This is a genomic window from Novosphingobium sp. MMS21-SN21R (assembly GCF_031846015.1).
Lineage (GTDB): Bacteria > Pseudomonadota > Alphaproteobacteria > Sphingomonadales > Sphingomonadaceae > Novosphingobium.
The window spans coordinates 1,967,050-1,987,324 of record NZ_JAVRDU010000001.1; the positions used below are offsets into that span (position 1 = coordinate 1,967,050).

Sequence of the window (20,275 nt, forward strand, 5' to 3'; positions counted from 1 at the left end):
ACATGGGAAGCGCCTTTAGGGGATTGGCATGACAAACCCAAGTCCCGTTTAAGGGAAGGTTATGGACATGGCCGAAGTGGTTGATCGGGCGAGATAAGTTGCAATTGACAATCTAAGGCGCCCCCCGCACTCTGTAACAAAGGAAGGTGGGGAGAAATCGATATGCAGGCGCAAATCCTGATGCCGGCCGCCGTGCTGGTTATCTGGTCGATCGTGATGCTGTTCTGGATGGCTTTCACCCGACTGCCAGCTCTTTCAAAGCTTGGCGGCCTTGCCAAGGCAAAGCCCGGTGGGCGCGGCCAGGATCTGGAAGGCGTTGTGCCCGATGTGATTAACTGGAAAGCGCATAATTACGCCCACCTGATGGAACAGCCGACCCTGTTCTATGCCACCATCACCATCCTTGCGATCATGGGTGCCGGTTCGCTCGATGTGGCACTGGCGTGGGGATACGTCGCCATTCGTGTGGTCCATTCGATCTGGCAGGCAACAGTCAACCGGGTTCCGGTGCGATTTACGCTGTTTGCGCTGTCCACACTATGCCTGATCCTGCTGGCCATCCGTGCGCTGGGCGCAACGCTCGGCCACGGCTGAACCAATCAACAACGGGGGAGAAGTGCGATGAAAGTAGCGGAAATACTGCAACCTGCAGTGGCGCTGATGATCTGGACCATGGTCATGTGGCTGTGGATGTATGCTACGCGCATTCCAGCGATGAACGCGGTGAAACTCGATCCGGACTCACTGGCCCGGGACCCGACGCGAACGCTCGACGACATTCTTCCCGCACAAATCCAGTGGAAAGCCCACAACTACAACCACCTGCACGAAGCGCCGACGCTGTTCTACGCGGTAGCGCTGCTGCTGGCAGTGGCAGGCCAGGGCAACGGCACGAGCGTGATCATAGCTTGGGCTTACGTCGGTCTGCGCGTCATCCACTCGCTTGTGCAAGTGACGGTCAACAAGGTTACGGTGCGTTTCGCACTGTTTGCGCTGTCGTCAATTGCTCTGATGGCGCTGATCTATCACGCAGCGCGCGTGGTGTTCTGAGCTTCAATCGCGGATGAACAGGCTGGCCAGTTCCACGTGGGTTGACCAGCGGAACTGGCCCACCGGCCTGAGTTCTGCCAATCTGTAGCCGCCTGCGATCAGGCGCACGGCATCGCGTGCCCAGCTAGCGGGATTGCAACTGATATAGACCACCCGGGCGACCTTGCTCGCGGCAATCTGGTCGATCTGCTCCTGCGCGCCAGCGCGCGGCGGATCGAGCAGGACGGCTGCAAAACGGTCCAGCTCCTCGACGCGGAGAGGGTTGCGAAACAAATCGCGGTGAAGACAATGAACCGGGCGCCCATTCATGCGCGCCGCCGACTGACAAGCGAGATGGGTATCGCGCGCGGCTTCCACGGCCAGCACCTTGGTGCCAGGGCCAGCCAGCGCGAACGCGAAAGTTCCGAGGCCAGAAAAGAGGTCGGCAACAGTCACCGAACCGCTAAGCCATTCGCGCGCAGCGGCAATCAGTGCGGCTTCACCGTCAGCGGTGGCCTGCAGAAACGCGCCGGGCGGCAGTGAAACGGCGGTGCTGCCGAGTGTCACGGTCACAGGCTCCGGCTCCCAAGCACCTTCGGCGCCGTAGCCACTATCGATGGTCAGCCGCGCGAGGCTATTCTCGCGTGAGAAATCAAGCAGAGCCTCTGTCTTGGCAAGGCCTTCGACTTTCAGACCTTTGAGGCCCACCGATAGCCCCTGATCGGCCATGGCGAGTTCGATATCCACGCCCAGTTTGCGGTCGCCCCAGGTTTCCAGAAGCTGGCGCAGAGGTGCGAGCAGCGCAACCATCTCTGGCACGAGCACATGGCATTCACGCATGTCGACGATCTTGTGTGAGCCCTGTTCGCGGAAACCGATGACCACGCGTTTGCCGATGGCCTGCGCATGGAGCGTCGCGCGGCGGCGGCTTCCTGGAGGGGACAGGTATGGTGCGGCAGCGCCGGTCGGCTCGATCCCCTGCCCTCGCGCTGCACCGACGACACGGTCAAACACGTAGTCGGTCAGTGCCTTTTCCGACAGGTGCTGCAATTGGCACCCACCGCATTCAGGAAAGTGGCGGCAGGGCGGCACTGCATGGTCCGGCCCGTGCATCAGTGTGCCGTCGGCCTCAAGCACATCGCCGGGTGCAGCAAGCTCGGCATAGCGGCCGTCGGCAGTTGCACCTTCACCCTTCGCGGCAATGCGGATGATCAGGCCGGGATTGGTCATGGAAGGCACTCTGCAAGGGCTGGACGAATGGCGCTGGCCAGATCGGCCGGACCGAAGGCAGCGCCGCACAGTTGGGCCGCCTCGGCGTGAAGCCATAGACCTTCTTCGGCAGCGCGCAATGCCTCCCCGTGAACTGCAAGCCTGCTTGCGATGGTTCCGGCAAGCACGTCACCCGTTCCCGCGACCGAGAGCCACGAAGAAGCGCGCGCCGACAGGACCACTTCTCCCCCCGGCGACGCGATCAGACTGTCCGGCCCCTTGAAGACGACCACCGCGCCGCTTGCGCGCGCCAAAGCCATCGCACGGTGACCGCGCAAGCCTTCGGATTCCAGCGAAAACGCGCGCTCAAGCGCAACCATTTCGCCTTCGTGCGGGGTCAGAATGACCGGCGCAGCGCTCAGCATTCCCTGTCGCAAGAGAACGAGCGCGTCTGCATCGATGACGGTGGGCTTGCCCACGTGCAAAGCCTGCGTCAGCAGACGCGACGCTGCGTCCGTCCGGCCCAGTCCCGGCCCGATCAGAAGCGCAGCCGCGCGTTCATCGCCGAGCACCGAGGTTACATCGGTTGTCACCACCAAAGCTGCGGGCACAGCAGATAGTGGCGTCGTCGAAGCCAATTTGACATAACCGGCCCCTGCGCCCTGCGCCGCCTGTGCGGCCAACAGAGCCGCGCCGGGCATCGCCCCGCCGATGATGCCCAACAGCCCGCGCCGGTACTTGTGCGCATCGGCGGCGGGCGGCTCGATAGCCGGTTTGCACAATGCCCGCGCAGCCCCTGCTTGCTGAGCTAAGCCAATATCCACGAGGCGCAACGTGCCCATTGCGGTGCAGGCCGGCATGGCGAAATGCGCATGTTTCCATGCGCCGAGTGCGATGGTCATGGTCCAATCAGGCAGGCCATCGTTAAGCGCACGGCCACTGTCACTGTCGAGGCCGCTTGGCATATCGATGGCAATGCGGTGCGGATGATGCCTGGCCAGGCCGGTGAGTAGCAAGAACAGATCGTCCGGCAGAGCGCGGGTCAATCCGCTACCGAACAGGCAATCCACCAGAACGTCGCCCGCTAACGTGGGACCGGCGGGAGCCACTTCGCCGCGATAGAGAGCACGGGCATTGCGCGCCGCGCCGGTGGCCGGTTCGCGCGCTGCGATCACATTGACGGGATTACCGTGCTCCCGCATATACTCGGCGATCACCCAGCCATCGCCGCCGTTGTTGCCGGGGCCGCACAGCACAGTGACCGAGCGCCCTGCAGCGATGCGGCGCACCCATTCGCCTGCGCCGCGCCCGGCTGACTGCATCAGTGCGTCCACGGAAATACCCGATGCGATCAGCTCATCTTCGGCGGCGCGCGTCTGCGCCACGGTGAGCACTTGCGTCAGCACGTGCTCACGGCTGCGGCGCATCGCTCTTCATCCTTGCGGGAAAGCGGTAGCGATCCTTACCGACCGCGACTTCGAGCACGCCTTCGGCCGACCACTTTGCGGCGGCCTCGTCAGCACCATCTGCCGCGACTACACCGCGCCCGTCATCCACCATTTCGAAGCGACGGAATGCGCCGTTCTTGTGCCGCACGGTCAGAAAACGGCGCTTTGCGACCCGCGAGTCCTCGACAAAGCAATCGGGCAGGAACTTGGCCGAGCCTGCAATGGCGCAGTCGATAACACGGCCTTTGGGTGCCTCTTCTGCCGCCGAACACGCCGCGAGCATCGCGATCAGCGGCAGAAGGGCGGACGCGCGCACCAATCAGTTCTTCGTGAGCTGCGAAATATCGCGCACCGCACCGCGTGCAGCGCTGGTGGTCATCGCTGCATAAGCCTGAAGCGCGGTCGAAACCTTGCGCGGACGCTCCTTGGAAGGCTTCCACCCCGAAGCCTCCTGCGCGGCGCGGCGCTGTGCCAGCACATCGTCCGACACGGCGAGGTTGATCGTGCGGTTCGGGATGTCGATTTCGATCACGTCGCCGTTCTCGACAAGTCCGATCTCGCCGCCTTCAGCCGCTTCGGGCGAAACGTGGCCGATCGAGAGGCCCGAAGTGCCGCCCGAAAATCGCCCGTCGGTCAGAAGCGCACAAGCGGCGCCGAGGCCCTTCGATTTGATGTAGCTGGTCGGGTAGAGCATTTCCTGCATACCCGGTCCGCCCTTGGGGCCTTCATAACGGATCACGACCACATCGCCTGCCACGACCTGCCCGGTCAGCACGGCAGTGACGGCAGCGTCCTGGCTTTCGTAGACCTTGGCCGGTCCGGTAAACTTGAGGATATGCTCGTCCACGCCCGCGGTCTTAACGATGCAGCCATCGCGCGCGATGTTGCCGAACAGCACGGCCAAGCCGCCGTCCTTGCTGAAGGCATGTTCGGCCGAGCGGATGACGCCGTTCTCACGGTCGAGATCAAGTTCCTTCCACCGCCGGTCCTGCGAGAACGCGACTTGCGTCGGCACGCCGCCGGGGGCCGCTCTGAAGAATTCCTGCACCGAAGGCGCGTTGGTGCGCTTGATATCCCACAGGTTCAGCGCATCGCCCATCGTCCGGCTATGGACGGTCGGCAAATGGGTGTGGATGAGGCCCGCACGGTCAAGCTCACCCAGAATCGCGTAGATGCCGCCGGCGCGGTGGACGTTTTCCATGTGGACGTCGGACTTTGCAGGTGCGACCTTGGACAGGCACGGCACCTTGCGGCTGAGCCGGTCGATGTCGCTCATGGTGAAATCGACGCCAGCCTCATGCGCGGCGGCAAGCAGGTGAAGCACCGTGTTGGTCGATCCGCCCATGGCGATATCGACGCACATCGCGTTTTCAAAGGCTTCGAACCCGGCGATGGTGCGGGGAAGCGCTGTTTCGTCATCCTGTTCGTAATAGCGCTTGCACAGATCGACGACGAGGCGGCCAGCTTCGAGGAACAGGCGCTTGCGATCACCATGGGTCGCCAGCGTGGACCCATTGCCCGGCAGCGAAAGGCCGAGCGCCTCGGTCAGGCAGTTCATCGAATTGGCGGTGAACATGCCGGAGCACGAACCGCAGGTCGGGCAGGCCGACCGTTCGATGGCGGTGACTTCTTCGTCGGTGTATTTATCATCTGCGGCAGCGACCATCGCATCGACCAGATCGAGCGCGACTTCCTTGCCGTTGAGGACGACCTTGCCCGCTTCCATCGGCCCGCCCGAAACGAACACCACGGGAATGTTGATGCGCAGCGCCGCCATCAGCATTCCCGGCGTGATCTTGTCGCAGTTCGAGATGCAGACCATGGCGTCGGCGCAGTGGGCGTTGACCATGTATTCGACGCTGTCAGCAATCAGGTCGCGGCTGGGCAACGAATAGAGCATGCCATCGTGGCCCATCGCGATGCCATCATCGACCGCGATCGTGTTGAATTCCTTGGCGACGCCGCCTGCAGCCTCAATCTCGCGCGCGACCATCTGGCCCAGGTCCTTGAGGTGGACATGGCCGGGCACGAACTGGGTGAAGCTGTTGACGACCGCGATGATCGGCTTCCCAAAATCCGAATCCTTCATGCCGGTGGCCCGCCACAGGCCACGCGCGCCGGCCATGTTGCGGCCATGGGTGGTGGTGCGTGAACGATAGGCAGGCATGTGCGAACTCCGGACAGGGAATCAGTGTTATGGGCGACTTAATCAGCCCCCTAACCCAATGCGGCAACCATTGTCGAAAGTATTAATTACAACCAGGTCAGCAAAGCGAGACGCAGGAATTTACCCGCTGATTTCAATCGCAACCTGATTGGCTATTCGGGCCAGGCGTTCGGACCACTTCGACTGACCTTCAGGTGTGGCGATCAGATCCTGCCGAACTTCAATGCCTAGATATGGGCGGCCGTCGGCCTCTGCATGGCGGTTCATCGTGGCGTTGAGCAGCTTGCCAGAATAGGGCAGTTGGTCACCCACGCACAGTCCGTCGGCTTCCAGCATAGGAATGGCGATGCGGGCGGCGCGATCATCCACGTTGTAGAGCACGCCGACGTGCCATGGGCGAGGTTCGTCACTTGATGCAAGGTGCGGTGTGAAACTGTGCAGCGACAGGATCAGCGCTTGCGGAATGTCGGCAAGCAGCGCCTCGAGCGCATCGTGATAGGGACGGAAGAACCGGGCAAGCCGGGCCTCGTGGCCTGCGTGATCCAGTGCGTTGCCGGGAATGGCGTGGCCGTCGCTGGCGATGGGGACGACTGTCGGCAGATGTTCGTCGCGGTTGAAATCACAGACGAGGCGGCTGACGTTGCCCTGAAACGCGGCGATGCCGGGCCTTTGAGCCATCATTTCACCAACGGCAGCGACACCGATGTCGACCGCGATGTGCTGGCTGAGCAGCGCCGGGTCGATACCGAGATCGATATCATCTGGTACGCGCTTCGAGGCGTGGTCGGAGACCACGAGGATGCCGCCAAACCTTGGTGTTCCGATGAGCCGCCACGCCTCGCTCATCGCAGCGCTCCTGCCAGTGTCCACCAGGCGGAAGGAACGGCGGCTTTCGCTTCCTCCAGCTGATCCGGCGTATCGAACAGTGCGAAGCAAGTCGCGCCCGAGCCTGACATTCGCACTAGCCACGCGCCGGTCTTGCGCAGGGTGTCCAACACGTCAGCAATCTGCGGCACGAGTTGCAGGGCGGCTGGTTCGAGGTCATTGCGGCCATTAAGGGCGATTTCCCGCACGTTCGTACCCTCCAGGGGACCTCGGTCGATACCATCCCAGCCCTTGAACACCGGGCCAGTTGCAAGCGGTATCCGCGGGTTGACCAGGAGTACGGGACAACCAGCCAGATCGCCATCGACCGGTTCAAGTTCCGTGCCCGTCCCGCGTCCGATACAAGCGCGGCTTTCTACGCAAGCCGGAACGTCCGCGCCAAGTTTCGCCGCTCGCGCCTGCCAATCCGCTGGAAGCCCATATGCGTCGCGCACCATGCGAAACACGGCGCCAGCATCCGCCGATCCGCCGCCCAAGCCCGCAGCAACCGGCAGGTTCTTCTCCAGCGTAACCGCCCACCCCGGCCCGTGCGGCAGTCCGGTGAGTGCCTTAGCTATGATATTGCCGAATGGATCGATGAGCGCGCCACCGAACTCGCCGGTAACGCGAAGACTATCCTGCGACGCAGGCGCCGCCGCAAGCTCATCGCCCGCGTCGACAAACGCGAATACCGTCTCCAGTTCGTGATAGCCATCGTCCCTGCGCCGCCGGACATGGAGAGCAAGATTGATCTTGGCATAGGCGGTTTCGCGCATCATTCCTCCCCCTCCCCGTTCCGGGGAGGAACTTTGCTCACATATTCGGGTAGTTCGGTCCGCCGCCGCCTTCAGGAGTTACCCATTCGATGTTCTGGGTCATGTCCTTGATGTCGCAGGTCTTGCAGTGGACACAATTCTGCGCGTTGATCTGGAGGCGCGGATTGCCTTCCTCGACGCCGATATATTCATAGACACCCGCCGGGCAATAGCGCGCTTCCGGCCCCGCATAGATCGGCAGGTTTATCCGCGTGGGGACAGTCGGATCCTTGAGCACGAGGTGGCACGGCTGGTCCTCCTCGTGGTTGGTATAGGAGAACGAAACGCTGGTGAGGCGGTCGAACGTGATCACGCCGTCGGGCTTGGGATAAGTTATCGGCTTGTAGAGGTCCGCGCGCTGGGTGGCCTCGGCATCCTTGTGATGCTTCATCGGCTTCCAGATCCCGAAGCCGCCAATCGTGCGCAGCCACATGTCGGCGCCCGCCAGCACCGTTCCGAGTTCGCCGCCGAACTTTGCGACGAGCGGCTGGGCGTTCTGCACCTTCTTGAGTTCAGTGGCGATCCAGCTGTCACGGACGGCTGCATCGTATTCGGTCATGTCGTCCTTCTCGCGGCCTGCCGCAATCGCGGCCACGATGGATTCTGCGGCCAGCATTCCGCTCTTCATCGCGGTGTGGCTGCCTTTGATGCGCGGCACGTTGACGAAGCCCGCAGAACACCCGATCAGCGCCCCGCCGGGGAACGACAGCCGCGGCACTGACTGCCAGCCACCCTCGTTGATCGCGCGCGCACCATAAGACACGCGGCGGCCACCTTCGAGGATCTCGCGGATCGCCGGATGCTGCTTCCAGCGCTGGAACTCCTCGAACGGATAAACGTAAGGGTTTGCGTAATCGAGCGCGGTGACGAAGCCGAGCGCGACCTGGTTGTTCGATTGGTGGTAGAGGAAGCCGCCGCCCCACGAGTTCGATTCCGAAAGCGGCCAGCCCTGCGTGTGCAGCACGCGGCCCTGCACGTGCTTTTCGGGATCGATGTCCCACAGTTCCTTGATGCCGATACCATAGACCTGCGGTTCGCAGTCGCGCTCAAGATCGTAGTGCGCCTTCAAACGCTTGGTCAGATGCCCGCGGGCGCCTTCGGCAAAAAGCGTGTACTTGGCGTGCAATTCCATGCCTGGCTGATAATCGCCCTTCTTCGAACCGTCCTTGGCTACGCCCATGTCGCCAGTAGCAACACCCATGACCGCGCCATTTTCGTCGAACAGCACTTCGGCAGCAGCGAATCCGGGGAAGATTTCGACGCCGAGTTCCATCGCCTGCTCCGAAAGCCAGCGACACAGGTTGCCGAGGCTGCCCGTGTAGTTGCCATGGTTCGACATGAACGGAGGCATCGGCCAGTGCGGAATGCTCATCTTGCCGGTCTTGGTCAGGACCCAGTGCCAATTGTCGGTCACCGGGGTTTCCGCCATCGGGCAGCCCTGCGTCCGCCATTCAGGCAGGAGTTCGTCCAGAGCCTTGGGATCGACAACCGCACCCGACAGAATGTGTGCGCCGATTTCCGAACCCTTTTCGAGCACGCAGACCGAAAGTTCGGGATTGACCTGTTTCAGCCTGATCGAAGCCGCCAGCCCAGCTGGTCCGCCACCGACGATGACGACGTCATATGGCATCGATTCCCGTTCGCTCATGCCCCTGCACTCCCGGCTAATTGCGCATTCGAATTCGCTTTCCGCCTTGAAAGAGGCCACCGTGAAGGTCAAGACCGCAAATCTGATTGTGAGGATTCACAGGTTGCCCGACACCGCTGATGCCATGACCACCGACTGGAGCACTTCGCTGACGGCAGCAATGGCCTGGTGGCGTGACGCGGGTCTCGATGGCACTTTCGTCGACGAGCCACAGGATTGGCTGGCAGAAGCACGGCGCGCCAAGGAGCAAGCGCCTGCACCAGCGATGAAGCCACTGCGCGACCTGCCTCCCGCGGCCGATTCGGTGCCCACCGTGACGGTCGGCACAAAGGAAAACTGGCCGCAGGCGCTGGCAGACTTCTCGCCATGGTGGCTCGCCGAAGGTGCACTCGCCCCGGCGGGTCTGCGACGACTGCCCCCGATCGGAGCGGCACAGGCCGAACTCATGGTGCTCGTACCGATGCCCGCAGCCGACGATGGCGATGCCCTGCTGAGCGGACGAGCAGGCCGCCTTCTTGACGCCATGCTATCCGCCATGGCCATCGACAAGGCGCAGACCTACCTCGCATCCGCTCTTCCCGCGCATGTCCCCATGCCCGATTGGCAGGCTCTGGGTGCAGTCGGCATCGGCGATGTGCTGCTGCATCACATTGCGCTTGCCGCGCCCAAACGCCTCCTGATCCTTGGAGCGTCGGGCGTTTCAGCGCTTCTTGGACACGATCCAACGAATTTGGCTCACGGTTTACGTGCAATTAATCAAGAGACTGCAGGTATGGCCGTCATGCCGGCTTGGGATCTCGACGCCATGCTGGCTCGCCCTGCTCTCAAGGCAGGGTTCTGGAGCCGCTGGCTCGATTGGACGGGGACATTAGAGTGACACTCGCTCGCGTTGCACGAAGCACGCTGATGGCGCTGGTGGCATCCGCTGCCGCCGTGACAGCCATGCCGGCACAGGCCAACAGCGCAGCTGCGGACTATTTCCGCGGCCGCGCCGACCGTACGGCGGTTCCCTCACTGCTCAGCCAGGACGACCGCAGCTATTACAAGTCGTTATTCGGCGCGATCGAGCGTGAGGACTGGGCGCAAGTCCAGATGCTGTTCACCCAGCGCAGCGATGGTCCGCTGCACACGGTGGCCCGCTCGCAATATATGCTCGCCGCCACCTCGCCCAAGGCAGAGCTTGGATCGCTGACTCAAGTGCTGGGCAGCGCGCCCGACCTCCCATGGGCCGAACAACTCGGCCGGCTCGCACTGAAGCGGGGTGCGAGCGAGGTTCCGGTCTTGCCGCAAGCACAGCGACTGATCGCTCTTCCCAACGTGACCAAGCGCATTCGCCCCCGCTCGATCAGCGATGGCACGATGCCGGTTGCGGTTGCCGATGCCATCGCAGAACGGATAAAGCTCGACGATCCAGTCGGTGCCCGGGTGCTGCTTGACGGTGTTGACGCCACGCTATCGCCCGATGCCCGCGCCGAATGGCGGCAGAAGATCGGCTGGGCGTTCTACATCGAGAACGACGACGCCACCGCTCGTGCCATCGCGCTGACCGCTGCCGAGGGTACCGGTCCGTGGGTTTCGGAAGCCTACTGGACGGCAGGCCTTGCCAGTTGGCGTCTCGGCGACTGTCTGTCTGCCGCCGACGCGTTCGAGAAGACCGCCACTTCGGCCCACAACGACGAACTCGCATCAGCCGCCCACTATTGGGCAAGCCGCGCCTGGGTCCGCTGCCGCAAGCCCGAGAAGGTTTCCGCAGCGCTGCGTTCTGCTGCACGGTTCGGCGAAACGCTTTACGGCATGATGGCATCCGAAGCGCTCGGGCTGCGTGACAGCCAACCCGCCGCTGCGCCCGATTTCTCGTCGGGCGACTGGCAGACACTGCGCAACGTTCCCAATATTCGCATGGCCGTGCAACTCGCTGAGATCGGCGAGGACGGGCTGGCGGACGAAGTTTTGCGCTATCAGGCGCGCATCGGCGAGCCGCAGCAATATGCGCCGCTCTCCCGCCTTGCGCGTGACCTTGGGTTGCCCTCGACCCAGCTCTGGATGGCCTATAACGCGCCGGCGGGTGCTCGGCCTGATGCATCCGCGCGGTTCCCGGCACCAAAGTGGGTTCCGGCAACCGGCTGGAAGGTCGATCCGGCGCTGCTCTTTGCCCATTCGCTTCAGGAATCGAACTTCCGCACGGCGGTGACCAGCCCGGCTGGCGCGAAGGGACTGATGCAGGTGCGGCCAGGCACTGCGCGTGACATGGCCCGGGTCGACCCTTTGATGTCGGGGCGTGACCGCCAACTGGACTTGCCCGATGTCAATCTGGCGTTTGGCCAGCAATACCTCCAGCAACTGCGCGATTCAGACGCAACGCAGGGGCTGCTTCCCAAGGTCATGGCCGCCTATAATGCCGGCCCCCTCCCCATTTCGCGGTGGAACTCCGAGATACGCGGCGGCAATGACCCGCTGCTCTGGATGGAATCGATTCCCTATTGGGAAACGCGCGGTTATGTTTCCATCGTGATGCGCAATTACTGGATGTATGAACGCCAGGCGGGCGGTCCGTCCGAAAGTCGCCTCGGCCTCGTACAGGGCATGTGGCCCAAGTTCCCCGGACTTTCCGGGGCAGACAACGTCAGGATCGCGTCGCGTGGCAATTGATACTTCGCGGACGTTCAAGCCGATCAACATTGCGTTGCTGACCGTATCCGACACGCGCGGCCCGGATGAAGACACGTCCGGCGATATCCTCGCGGAACGCGTAAAAGCGGCAGGCCACAAGCTGGCAGCGCGCGCGCTTGAAAAGGACGATGCCGACCGCATCGCCAGCCGCCTCAACAACTGGATCGACGACCGTTCGGTCGATGCCGTTGTCATCACTGGCGGAACGGGACTGACGGGCCGCGATGTAACGCCCGAGGCGCTTGACCGCGTCAAGACGCGCGACATTCCCGGCTTTGGTGAATTGTTCCGCTGGCTCAGCTACAAGACGATTGGCACCAGCACCATCCAGTCCCGCGCCTGTGCCGTGGTCGCGCGCGGAACTTATATCTTCGCGCTGCCGGGATCGAATGGTGCAGTAAAGGACGGTTGGGACGGCATTCTGGCCGAGCAGCTAGACAGCCGCAACCGTCCCTGCAACTTCGTCGAACTGATGCCGAGGCTGCTGGAAAAGTAGTCCACGTCCGGCGCAGCTTGCGTTTTTGTTCTTTTTATGTTCCAATACTGTCATGGCAATTCACGGCAGAGGAGCATCAACGGGCGCCGTGCCAACCCGGTTCGGCCTCGCAGAACGCGAGGACGATCGAGATTGGCTAGACGAACGTCACGATATCGATGGTCCGGGAGCGAAGCTGCGCACAACGGTTACCGTCGAGCATCCCCGATCGATCCTGACATTCAACAGATCACCGGACGTTCCGTTCGACCGCTCGGTCAATGCCTATCGAGGCTGCGAACATGGCTGCATCTATTGCTATGCCCGACCCTCGCATGCATTTCACGACCTGTCGCCGGGCCTCGATTTCGAAACCAAGCTGTTCGCCAAGCCTGACGCGGCAAAGCTTTTGCGCGAAACGCTTGCGAAGCCCGGATACCTCCCAGCGCCAATCGCCATGGGCACCAACACCGATCCCTATCAACCGATTGAAGAGCGCTACCGGATAACACGCAGCGTGCTCGAACTATGCCTCGAGTTGCGCCACCCTGTCACGATCACCACCAAATCCGCGCGCGTCTTGGACGATCTTGACCTACTCACCGAACTCGCCCGCCTGAAGCTCACCGCTGTCGGGATATCTGTCACGACATTCGATGCGCGCTTATCCGGGTTGCTGGAACCACGGGCGTCTTCTCCGGCAAAGCGGCTCTATGCGCTCGCGCAACTCGTGGCAGCTGGGGTTCCGTCACACGTTTCGGTTGCACCGGTTATCCCCTCCATCACCGACGAATTCCTCGAGAGCATTCTTGAACAGGCTGCAGCGCGCGGGGTTACGTCCGCCAGCTGGATCATGCTTCGTTTGCCGCACGAAGTGGCACCACTGTTCAGGGAATGGCTTGAAACGCATTTCCCTGACCGCGCCAGGAAAGTCATGGGAATCGTGCAGTCAGTGCGGTCCGGCCGTGACAACGATCCTGCCTTTTTCACGCGCATGAAGCCGAAAGGCGTCTGGGCAGACCTTTTTCGCAGCCGCTTCCGCATAGCCTGCAAGAGGTTGGGTATCGGCAAGGCCGAAGTTGACCTTGATGCCTCCCTATTCAGGAAGCCGAGTCGGAACGGGCAGCTCGACCTGTTCTAACCCCGGAACCGGATCAGCCTGCTGTCAGCCACGGCAGCGGTCCGGTGCGGCAGGACATCGCGGGCATAGACCTCGTCTTTCACCATGGCAAAAAACGATTGCGCATCGGGATAGCCCATGACGAAGGCCTCATCCCACTCGCCTTGCGGCCCGGTGACCACGCATTCCATCGGCGCTTCCCAGACCATTGCGGCTCCCGAACCCGCTACCAGTGCCTGGAAACCATTGATGTAGAGTGCATAGGCTTCACGGCCTGACAGTCCTTGACCGTGCTTCACGTGTCCTTCGGGGTAGTCCGCCACGTCCTTGAACTTGATCAGGTTGAGCATGTGGATGGGCCGGTCGCGCGGCAGGGCCTTGAACCGATCAAAGTTGTCGCGGCTCGGGTCAATATAACTTCCACCCACTTCAGGCCCCCCATGCATAGTCGCGGAACTGTTCGCGCAGGTCTTTCTTGCTGATCTTGCCAGTGCCGGTGTGCGGGATCGCATCGACGAATGCTACGGCATCGGGCACCCACCATTTGGCGACGTGACCCTGCAGAAACGTGCGTAATTCTTCCTGCGACACGTTCACGCCGGGCTTTTTTACCACCACAAGCAGCGGTCTTTCGTCCCACTTGGGATGACAGACTCCTATTGCCGCAGCCTCGGCCACAGCGGGATGGCCAATGGCGGCATTTTCGAGCTCGACCGAGCTGATCCATTCGCCGCCAGATTTGATCACGTCCTTCGTCCGGTCGGTCAGTTGCAGGGTTCCATCGGGATGAATGACTGCCACGTCACCGGTATCGAACCATTGGTCCGCACCCACCGCGTCATGTTCGGCCTTGAAGTAGCGCTTGACGACCCAGGGACCGCGCACCTGCAAGGCACCGGACGTCTTGCCATCGCGCAGAATGACCTTTTCTTGATCATCCAGATCGACGCAGCGGATTTCGACACCGAACGGCGGTCGCCCTTGCATGGCTTTGACCGTAACCTGCTCATCGAATGAAAGCTCGTCCCAGTTCCAGGTCTCTGCCCCGGTTGTGCCGATGGGCGACGTTTCGGTCATGCCCCAGGCATGGGCAACGCGGATACCCTTGCGCATGAATCGCTCGATCATTGCACGTGGCATGGCCGAGCCCCCACACACGACGGTTTGGAGCGTGGGAGGGATCTCGCTTCCCGTAGCATCAACGTGCTGCAACAGCGCCAGCCATACTGTCGGGACGCCGGCCGACGCGGTAACCTTCTCGCGGTTCATGAGATCACACAGGACTGCGCCATCGTTCACTGCCGAATAGACGAACTTGGCGCCCGCCGCCGCGCCTGCCCAAGGCAGGCCCCAGCTTGCTGCGTGGAACATCGGCACGATTGGCAGCATGACGGTGCGGCAGTCCATACCGAAAATCGGTGGCGTGATCGAACTCAACGCATGGAGCATGGTCGAGCGGTGTTCGTAAAGCACGCCCTTGGGGTTGCCGGTGGTGCCGCTGGTGTAGCAAAGCATGCAAGGGTCGCGCTCGTCCCCGTCTGCCCATTCCGTCTGGCCGTCCTCCTGACCAATCCATTCCTCGAAATGCAGCGCAGGCTCGCTGCTGTCGTAGCAGATGTAGTGCTCGACTGTGGGCCAGCGCGACCTCATCCGTTCGACGATGGGCGCCCATTGCCTGTCGAACAGCATCACGCGGTCTTCGGCATGGTTGACGATATATTCGAGCTGATCGTCGAACAGGCGCGGATTGAGCGTGTGCAGGATTCCGCCTGCGCCGACTGCCCCATACCAGCTGACGAGATGACGATGGTGGTTCATCGCTAGCGTGGCAATCCGGTCGGTAGACTGCACGCCTATCCGGCGCAAAGCCTGGGTCATGCGCAATGCATCGTGGCGAATTCCGGCCCAGTTTGTGCGCGTTTCGGTCCCGTCGGCCCAATGGCTGACGATCTCGCGGGCGCCATGCTCCCGGGCGGCGTGGTCGATCAGCTGGGTCACCCGCAGCTTCCAGTCCTGCATCGCGCCCAGTGGCGGTCTTGGCTGCCCGGTCACATCTCTCTCCAACTCTTATGTTTATTCGACGAGGCGCAGATGCCTTTCCGGCTTTGCGCTCAACGCCACATTGGCAAGCCCTTCTATAGGAATCAATCGTTCGATTAAGTCACTGTCGAGTTTGAAATCATTGCCGAGCCGGACCAACGGCTCTTTCGGCCCGCCAGTCTTAAGCCGCGCCAGCACTTCTCCCTTGGAATCGCCACCGCGAGGCAGGAGCAAGGCCAGTTCAGCAATGGCTTCGGGACGCGACACTTCCAGCTTGAGCTGCATCCGCGATGCGCTCGTAACCGACGCGAGCGGCCTTGCCCCGCGCACCGTCACTCGCGGCGCTTCATCCGGATTAGGCCGGTCCAACTCGACATTGAGCAACACGCAGGTCCCCTCGCGCACCCACTGCTGGAACGGCTCTACCAAGCTTTCTTCGAAGCACGAGGCTGAGAACAGGCCGGAACTGTCGGAGAAATCGGCCATGACGAAGTCTTTGCCCTTCTTCGTCTTGCGCTTCTGCACGTTCTCGACGAGCGCGGCCATGACGGCAGCGGAGCGCCCACCCGGCTCGCCTGTTCCGGTGACGAGACTGCCGAAAGTCCGCGCACCATTAGCCGAGGCGACAGCCCGGTACTCCTCCACCGGATGCGCGGCAAAGTAGAAACCGAAGTTCTCACGCTCCGCTGTCATCTGATCTGAACGCGACCACTGCCTTGTTTCGGCAAGCCGCGTGGCCGGAACGGCGTGATCGTCACCACCAAACAGCCCGCCCTGCCCCGATGTGCGCGACCGCGCTGCTTCGTCGGCCACGGCCATCAACAGTTCGGCATTGGCAATCACCTGTGCCCGGTTCGGCTCGATGCAATCGAGAGCCCCGCCAGCGGCAAGTGCTTCAAGCTGACGCCGGTTCATCGAACCTGCGGGAATACGGCGGAACAGGTCGTCCAGCGAGGTGTACGCACCCTTGGCCTCGCGCTCCTCGACGATCTGTTCCATCGCCTTTTCACCGACGTTGCGCAGGCCAGCCAGAGCGTAGCGCACTGCATATCCGTCGTGGGTGCGCTCAACGGTGAACTCAGCCACCGAATGGTTGATGTCCGGTCCGGCCAGCGCCACGCCGTTGCGGCGCATATCATCGACGAACACCGACAGTTTTTCCGACTGATGCATGTCGAAGCACATTGAGGCTGCATAGAACTCGTGTGGATAGTGCGTCTTGAGCCACGCCGTCTGGTAGGCGAGCAGTGCGTATGCCGCGGCGTGCGACTTGTTGAAGCCGTAGCCTGCGAACTTGTCGATCAAATCGAACAGTTCGTTGGCCTTGCCCTTTTCAATACCGGAAATGGTCTTGCACCCATCGGCGAACCGCTGGCGCTGCGCGTCCATTTCCTTCTGGTCCTTCTTGCCCATGGCGCGGCGCAGAAGGTCGGCGTCGCCCAGCGAATAGCCCGCCAGGATCTGCGCGGCCTGCATGACCTGTTCCTGGTAGACGAAGATCCCGTAGGTTTCGGACAGGATGCCCGCGAGCTTTTCATGCGGGTATTCAATCGCTTCCAGCCCGTTCTTGCGGCGACCAAACAGCGGGATGTTGTCCATCGGACCTGGACGGTAAAGCGATACGAGCGCGATGATATCGCCGAAGTTGGTCGGCTTCACCGCCGCCAGCGTGCGCCGCATGCCTTCGGATTCGAGCTGGAACACGCCGACGGTATCGCCTGATTGCAGCAGCTTGTAGGTCTGTTCATCATCCCAGGCGAGCGCCGACAGATCGATCTCGATCTGGCGCTTGCCCAACAGGTCCACCGCCTTGCGCAGGACTGAGAGGGTTTTGAGGCCGAGGAAGTCGAACTTGACGAGGCCGGCGTCTTCGACATGCTTCATGTCGAACTGCGTGACCGGCATGTCCGAGCGCGGATCACGGTAAAGCGGGACCAGTTGCGCCAGCGGACGGTCGCCGATCACCACGCCTGCTGCGTGGGTAGAGCTGTTGCGCGGCAGACCTTCGAGCTGCATCGCAAGGTCGATCAGTCGCTTGACCTCGGGATCGCGGTCATATTCACGCTTGAGTTCCAGTACGCCGTTCAGCGCGCGCGGCAATGGCCAAGGATCGGTCGGATGGTTTGGCACCATCTTGCAGAGCCGGTCGGTCTGGCCATAGCTCATCTGCAGGATGCGGCCGGTATCGCGCAGCACGGCGCGGGCCTTCAGCTTGCCGAAAGTTATGATCTGGGCAACGTGATCCAGCCCGTATTTCCGCTGGACGTAACGGATAACCTCGCCCCGCCGGGTTTCGCAGAAGTCGATATCGAAGTCCGGCATCGAAACGCGTTCCGGATTGAGGAAGCGTTCGAACAGCAGGCCGAGCTTGATCGGATCGAGATCGGTGATGGTCAGCGCCCAAGCCACCAGCGAGCCAGCGCCCGAACCACGGCCAGGCCCCACGGGAATACCCTGATCCTTGGCCCACTTGATGAAGTCTGCGACGATCAGGAAGTATCCGCCGAAGCCCATGCGGTTGATGATGCCGACTTCGAATTCCAGACGCGCGCGATAGCCGAGGACTTCATCCCAAACGCCTGCAACCGCAAGATGAGGGTACTCGGCCGCATCCGGCTCCACGTCAGGTCCGAGGCAAAGAACCCGCTCAAGTTCCTCATGCGTGGCTTCGGGATAGTATGGCTGGAGTCGCAGGACGAGGCCCTTGCGACTGTCCGCTGCGCACATCCGCGCCTCGCCTTCCTGATCGCCGGCGAGGCTTGGCAGGATCGGCTTGCGCTTGGGCGGCATCACCGCACAGCGCTGTGCCACGACCAAGGTGTTGGCCAAGGCCTCTGGCAGATCCTTGAACAGTTCCTCCATCACCGCAGCGGGCTTGATCCACCATTCCTTGCTGGAACGCGGGCGATCAGTGCTGTCGACATGCGTGGAGCTGGCGATGCAGAGCATAGCGTCGTGGGCTTCATAGAAGCCGCGTTCGGCAAAGCAGGCGGGATTGGTGGCGACCAGCGGCAGATTGCGGGCATAGGCCAGTTCAATGAGCGCAGCTTCAGCGGCTTCCTCGATCTGGTCGCTGCGCCGGGCGAGTTCGATATAGAGCCGGTCCGGGAAGAGTTCCTGCAATCGATCGGCATAAGACGCCGCCGCGCTGTCCTGACCGCCGCCCAGCAACTGCGTCAGCGCACCCTCGCTCGCCGCGGTCAGGCACAGCAGACCGTCGGTATGGCCGACGAGATCCGCCAGCACCACGTGTGGCGAGAATTCCAGGGGCCGGTCAAGATGTGCGCGACTGACCAGGTGGCATAAGTTATCATAGCCGGTGGTGTCCTGCGCATAGAGCGCCAGCCAGTCGATTGTCGGCTGCGCCGGACCGAAACCGGTGGCCGCGCCATCCCGGTCCGGGCGCGCAACGGCAAGCATCGTGCCGATGACCGGCTGCACGCCTATATCCTTGCACGCCTTGGCATAGGCGACGCTGCCATAAAGGCCGTTACGGTCTGTGATTGCCGCTGCCGGAAACCCCCGTTCAGCCGCCGTCTTGGCAATCGCCTTGGGGTCCACAGCCCCGTCGAGCATCGTATATGACGAGAAGATGCGGAGCGGAACGAAGGAAGCGTGGGGCATCTTGCCAAGGTAAGCAAAAGGCCACGCTCTTTCGAGAGGCGCGGCCCATTTTTCCCCCGACCTGAATTACAGGATCAGAGCAGCTTTTCGATATCCTTGGCGATGCTTGCAGGCTTGTCGGTCGGGGAATATCGCCGCACGACCTTGCCATCGCGGTCGATCAGGAACTTTGTGAAGTTCCATTTGATCGCCTTGGTGCCCAGAACGCCCGGCGCCTCGCTCTTGAGCCAGTCGTAAAGCGGGTCGGCGCCAGAACCATTGACTTCGATCTTGGCCATCAGCGGGAAGCTCAGGCCGAAGTTGACCTTGCAAAAGCTCTCGATCTCATCTGCACTGCCCGGTTCCTGCGCGCCGAACTGGTTGCACGGGAACGCCAGTACTTCGAAGCCGCTCTTTCCATAGCGCTTCCACAGGTCTTCAAGGCCGTCGTATTGGGGGGTGAACCCGCACTTGGACGCGGTGTTGACGACCAGCAGGACCTTGCCCTGTTTGTCGGCTAGGTCGATCACCTCCCCGTTGGGCTTCCTCGCCTTGAAATCACCGATGGTGCGAGGGACTGTCATGCCAGACCTTCCGCCTTGGCCAGTTCAAGAATCTCGGCGACGTTAAGCGATTTTCCGCCAGCCACGTCGATTACAAGACGCGCCCGTTCATCAACGGTCATAGCGACGACCTGCGTCACCAGATCACGCAAGGGCGCTTTGCGCAAAACGTTGAAATTGTATTGCATTTCAGAGCCAGCATCATCGCGTTCGTGCAGCGTTGCTTCGGCATTCCAGTCAAGAGCGGACATGTTTACTCCCCTTGTCGGCTCAAGTCGTCGCACGACAAGGGAAGAGGATCAACGGTAAACACGGAATTTTGCGGTTCAGGCGGGAAAGTCCGAGCGTCGGGCAAGCGCGGCAATTTCCAGCGGAGAATACTGGCGGTCCCCGGACTTCTCTATGACCATCCCGGCACGGTCGCTATCCGATAGCCGCGTGAATAGTAGCACCATGTCGGCAAAAGAGCCGGAATGCAGCGACGCAAAGCCATGGAAGACCCCATCTGCGGCCTCGCGGCGCAAAATGGTGGCATGGTCCTGCCAGAACGCGGTGTCTGCGGTTTCAGCGCGGATCGTGGTGTTCATGGGAATACGATCTCCTTTTGCGATGAAACGCATAAGG

19 protein-coding genes are annotated in these 20,275 nt (G+C 61.9%); 6 read left to right on the top strand and 13 right to left on the bottom strand.

The window, feature by feature from the left end:
- Positions 1 to 162 precede the first annotated feature (162 nt).
- Positions 163 to 594, top strand: a complete 432-nt coding sequence (locus RM192_RS09535; RefSeq protein WP_311507304.1) for an MAPEG family protein — start codon at positions 163 to 165, stop codon at positions 592 to 594.
- Positions 595 to 621: 27 nt separating this feature from the next.
- On the top strand, positions 622 to 1,050 hold the full coding sequence (locus RM192_RS09540) for an MAPEG family protein (RefSeq protein ID WP_311507305.1): 429 nt from the start codon (positions 622 to 624) through the stop codon (positions 1,048 to 1,050).
- Between the two features lie 3 nt (positions 1,051 to 1,053).
- Here the strand turns inward: RM192_RS09540 and RM192_RS09545 are convergent, their stop codons facing one another.
- From RM192_RS09545 to RM192_RS09575, 7 genes are all read right to left on the bottom strand, one after another.
- On the bottom strand, positions 1,054 to 2,259 hold the full coding sequence (locus RM192_RS09545) for a class I SAM-dependent RNA methyltransferase (protein ID WP_311507306.1): 1,206 nt from the start codon (positions 2,257 to 2,259) through the stop codon (positions 1,054 to 1,056).
- Positions 2,256 to 3,665 carry an NAD(P)H-hydrate dehydratase gene (locus RM192_RS09550; RefSeq protein ID WP_311507307.1) on the bottom strand — a complete coding sequence of 470 codons (1,410 nt, stop codon included), beginning with the start codon at positions 3,663 to 3,665 and terminating at the stop codon, positions 2,256 to 2,258. Before RM192_RS09550 ends, RM192_RS09545 begins: the two co-directional genes overlap by 4 nt.
- The gene (locus RM192_RS09555; protein WP_311507308.1) at positions 3,649 to 4,002 is read right to left on the bottom strand and encodes a hypothetical protein; all 354 of its coding nucleotides are present in this window, start codon (positions 4,000 to 4,002) and stop codon (positions 3,649 to 3,651) included. Before RM192_RS09555 ends, RM192_RS09550 begins: the two co-directional genes overlap by 17 nt.
- Positions 4,003 to 4,005: 3 nt before the next feature.
- The gene (ilvD, locus tag RM192_RS09560) at positions 4,006 to 5,853 is read right to left on the bottom strand and encodes a dihydroxy-acid dehydratase (protein WP_311507309.1); all 1,848 of its coding nucleotides are present in this window, start codon (positions 5,851 to 5,853) and stop codon (positions 4,006 to 4,008) included.
- 120 nt (positions 5,854 to 5,973) lie between these two features.
- Positions 5,974 to 6,699 carry an N-formylglutamate amidohydrolase gene (locus RM192_RS09565; RefSeq protein ID WP_311507310.1) on the bottom strand — a complete coding sequence of 242 codons (726 nt, stop codon included), beginning with the start codon at positions 6,697 to 6,699 and terminating at the stop codon, positions 5,974 to 5,976.
- Positions 6,696 to 7,493: a 4-(cytidine 5'-diphospho)-2-C-methyl-D-erythritol kinase gene (locus RM192_RS09570; RefSeq protein WP_311508603.1), complete on the bottom strand. Its 798-nt coding sequence runs from the start codon at positions 7,491 to 7,493 to the stop codon at positions 6,696 to 6,698. Before RM192_RS09570 ends, RM192_RS09565 begins: the two co-directional genes overlap by 4 nt.
- 37 nt (positions 7,494 to 7,530) lie before the next feature.
- Positions 7,531 to 9,180: an electron transfer flavoprotein-ubiquinone oxidoreductase gene (locus RM192_RS09575; protein WP_311507311.1), complete on the bottom strand. Its 1,650-nt coding sequence runs from the start codon at positions 9,178 to 9,180 to the stop codon at positions 7,531 to 7,533.
- Between the two features lie 124 nt (positions 9,181 to 9,304).
- On the opposite strand from RM192_RS09575, the gene RM192_RS09580 reads away from it, so the two are divergent.
- Genes RM192_RS09580 through RM192_RS09595 form a run of 4 tightly spaced genes read left to right on the top strand, consistent with a single transcriptional unit; the run spans position 9,305 to position 13,466 of the window.
- A complete protein-coding gene (locus RM192_RS09580) occupies positions 9,305 to 10,057 on the top strand; it encodes a hypothetical protein (protein WP_311507312.1) in 753 nt (250 codons plus the stop codon).
- Positions 10,058 to 10,086: 29 nt separating this feature from the next.
- Complete coding sequence (locus RM192_RS09585; protein WP_311508604.1) at positions 10,087 to 11,829, top strand: lytic transglycosylase domain-containing protein; 1,743 nt, start codon at positions 10,087 to 10,089, stop codon at positions 11,827 to 11,829.
- The gene (gene moaB, locus RM192_RS09590) at positions 11,819 to 12,346 is read left to right on the top strand and encodes a molybdenum cofactor biosynthesis protein B (RefSeq protein WP_311507313.1); all 528 of its coding nucleotides are present in this window, start codon (positions 11,819 to 11,821) and stop codon (positions 12,344 to 12,346) included. The genes RM192_RS09585 and moaB overlap by 11 nt, the downstream gene beginning before the upstream one ends.
- Before the next feature lie 52 nt (positions 12,347 to 12,398).
- A complete protein-coding gene (locus tag RM192_RS09595; RefSeq protein ID WP_311507314.1) occupies positions 12,399 to 13,466 on the top strand; it encodes a PA0069 family radical SAM protein in 1,068 nt (355 codons plus the stop codon).
- On the opposite strand, the gene RM192_RS09600 is transcribed toward RM192_RS09595, so the two are convergent.
- The 6 genes from RM192_RS09600 to RM192_RS09625 all read right to left on the bottom strand — a co-directional run bounded on the left by RM192_RS09600 (position 13,463) and on the right by RM192_RS09625 (position 20,238).
- Positions 13,463 to 13,873: a DUF1330 domain-containing protein gene (locus RM192_RS09600; RefSeq protein ID WP_311507315.1), complete on the bottom strand. Its 411-nt coding sequence runs from the start codon at positions 13,871 to 13,873 to the stop codon at positions 13,463 to 13,465. The two genes, RM192_RS09595 and RM192_RS09600, sit on opposite strands and share 4 nt — an antisense overlap.
- 1 nt (position 13,874) lies before the next feature.
- Entirely contained in the window at positions 13,875 to 15,464 is a 1,590-nt protein-coding gene (locus RM192_RS09605) for a long-chain fatty acid--CoA ligase (protein WP_311508605.1), read from the bottom strand.
- A 54-nt stretch (positions 15,465 to 15,518) separates the two neighbouring features.
- Positions 15,519 to 19,109 (bottom strand): DNA polymerase III subunit alpha, encoded by a 3,591-nt coding sequence (dnaE, locus tag RM192_RS09610; RefSeq protein WP_311507316.1) that lies wholly within the window; start codon positions 19,107 to 19,109, stop codon positions 15,519 to 15,521.
- A 74-nt stretch (positions 19,110 to 19,183) separates the two neighbouring features.
- Positions 19,184 to 19,672 carry a glutathione peroxidase gene (locus RM192_RS09615; protein WP_311507317.1) on the bottom strand — a complete coding sequence of 163 codons (489 nt, stop codon included), beginning with the start codon at positions 19,670 to 19,672 and terminating at the stop codon, positions 19,184 to 19,186.
- A complete protein-coding gene (locus tag RM192_RS09620; RefSeq protein WP_311507318.1) occupies positions 19,669 to 19,902 on the bottom strand; it encodes a hypothetical protein in 234 nt (77 codons plus the stop codon). Before RM192_RS09620 ends, RM192_RS09615 begins: the two co-directional genes overlap by 4 nt.
- 75 nt (positions 19,903 to 19,977) lie before the next feature.
- Positions 19,978 to 20,238 (bottom strand): hypothetical protein, encoded by a 261-nt coding sequence (locus tag RM192_RS09625; RefSeq protein ID WP_311507319.1) that lies wholly within the window; start codon positions 20,236 to 20,238, stop codon positions 19,978 to 19,980.
- Between the last annotated feature and the right edge of the window lie 37 nt (positions 20,239 to 20,275).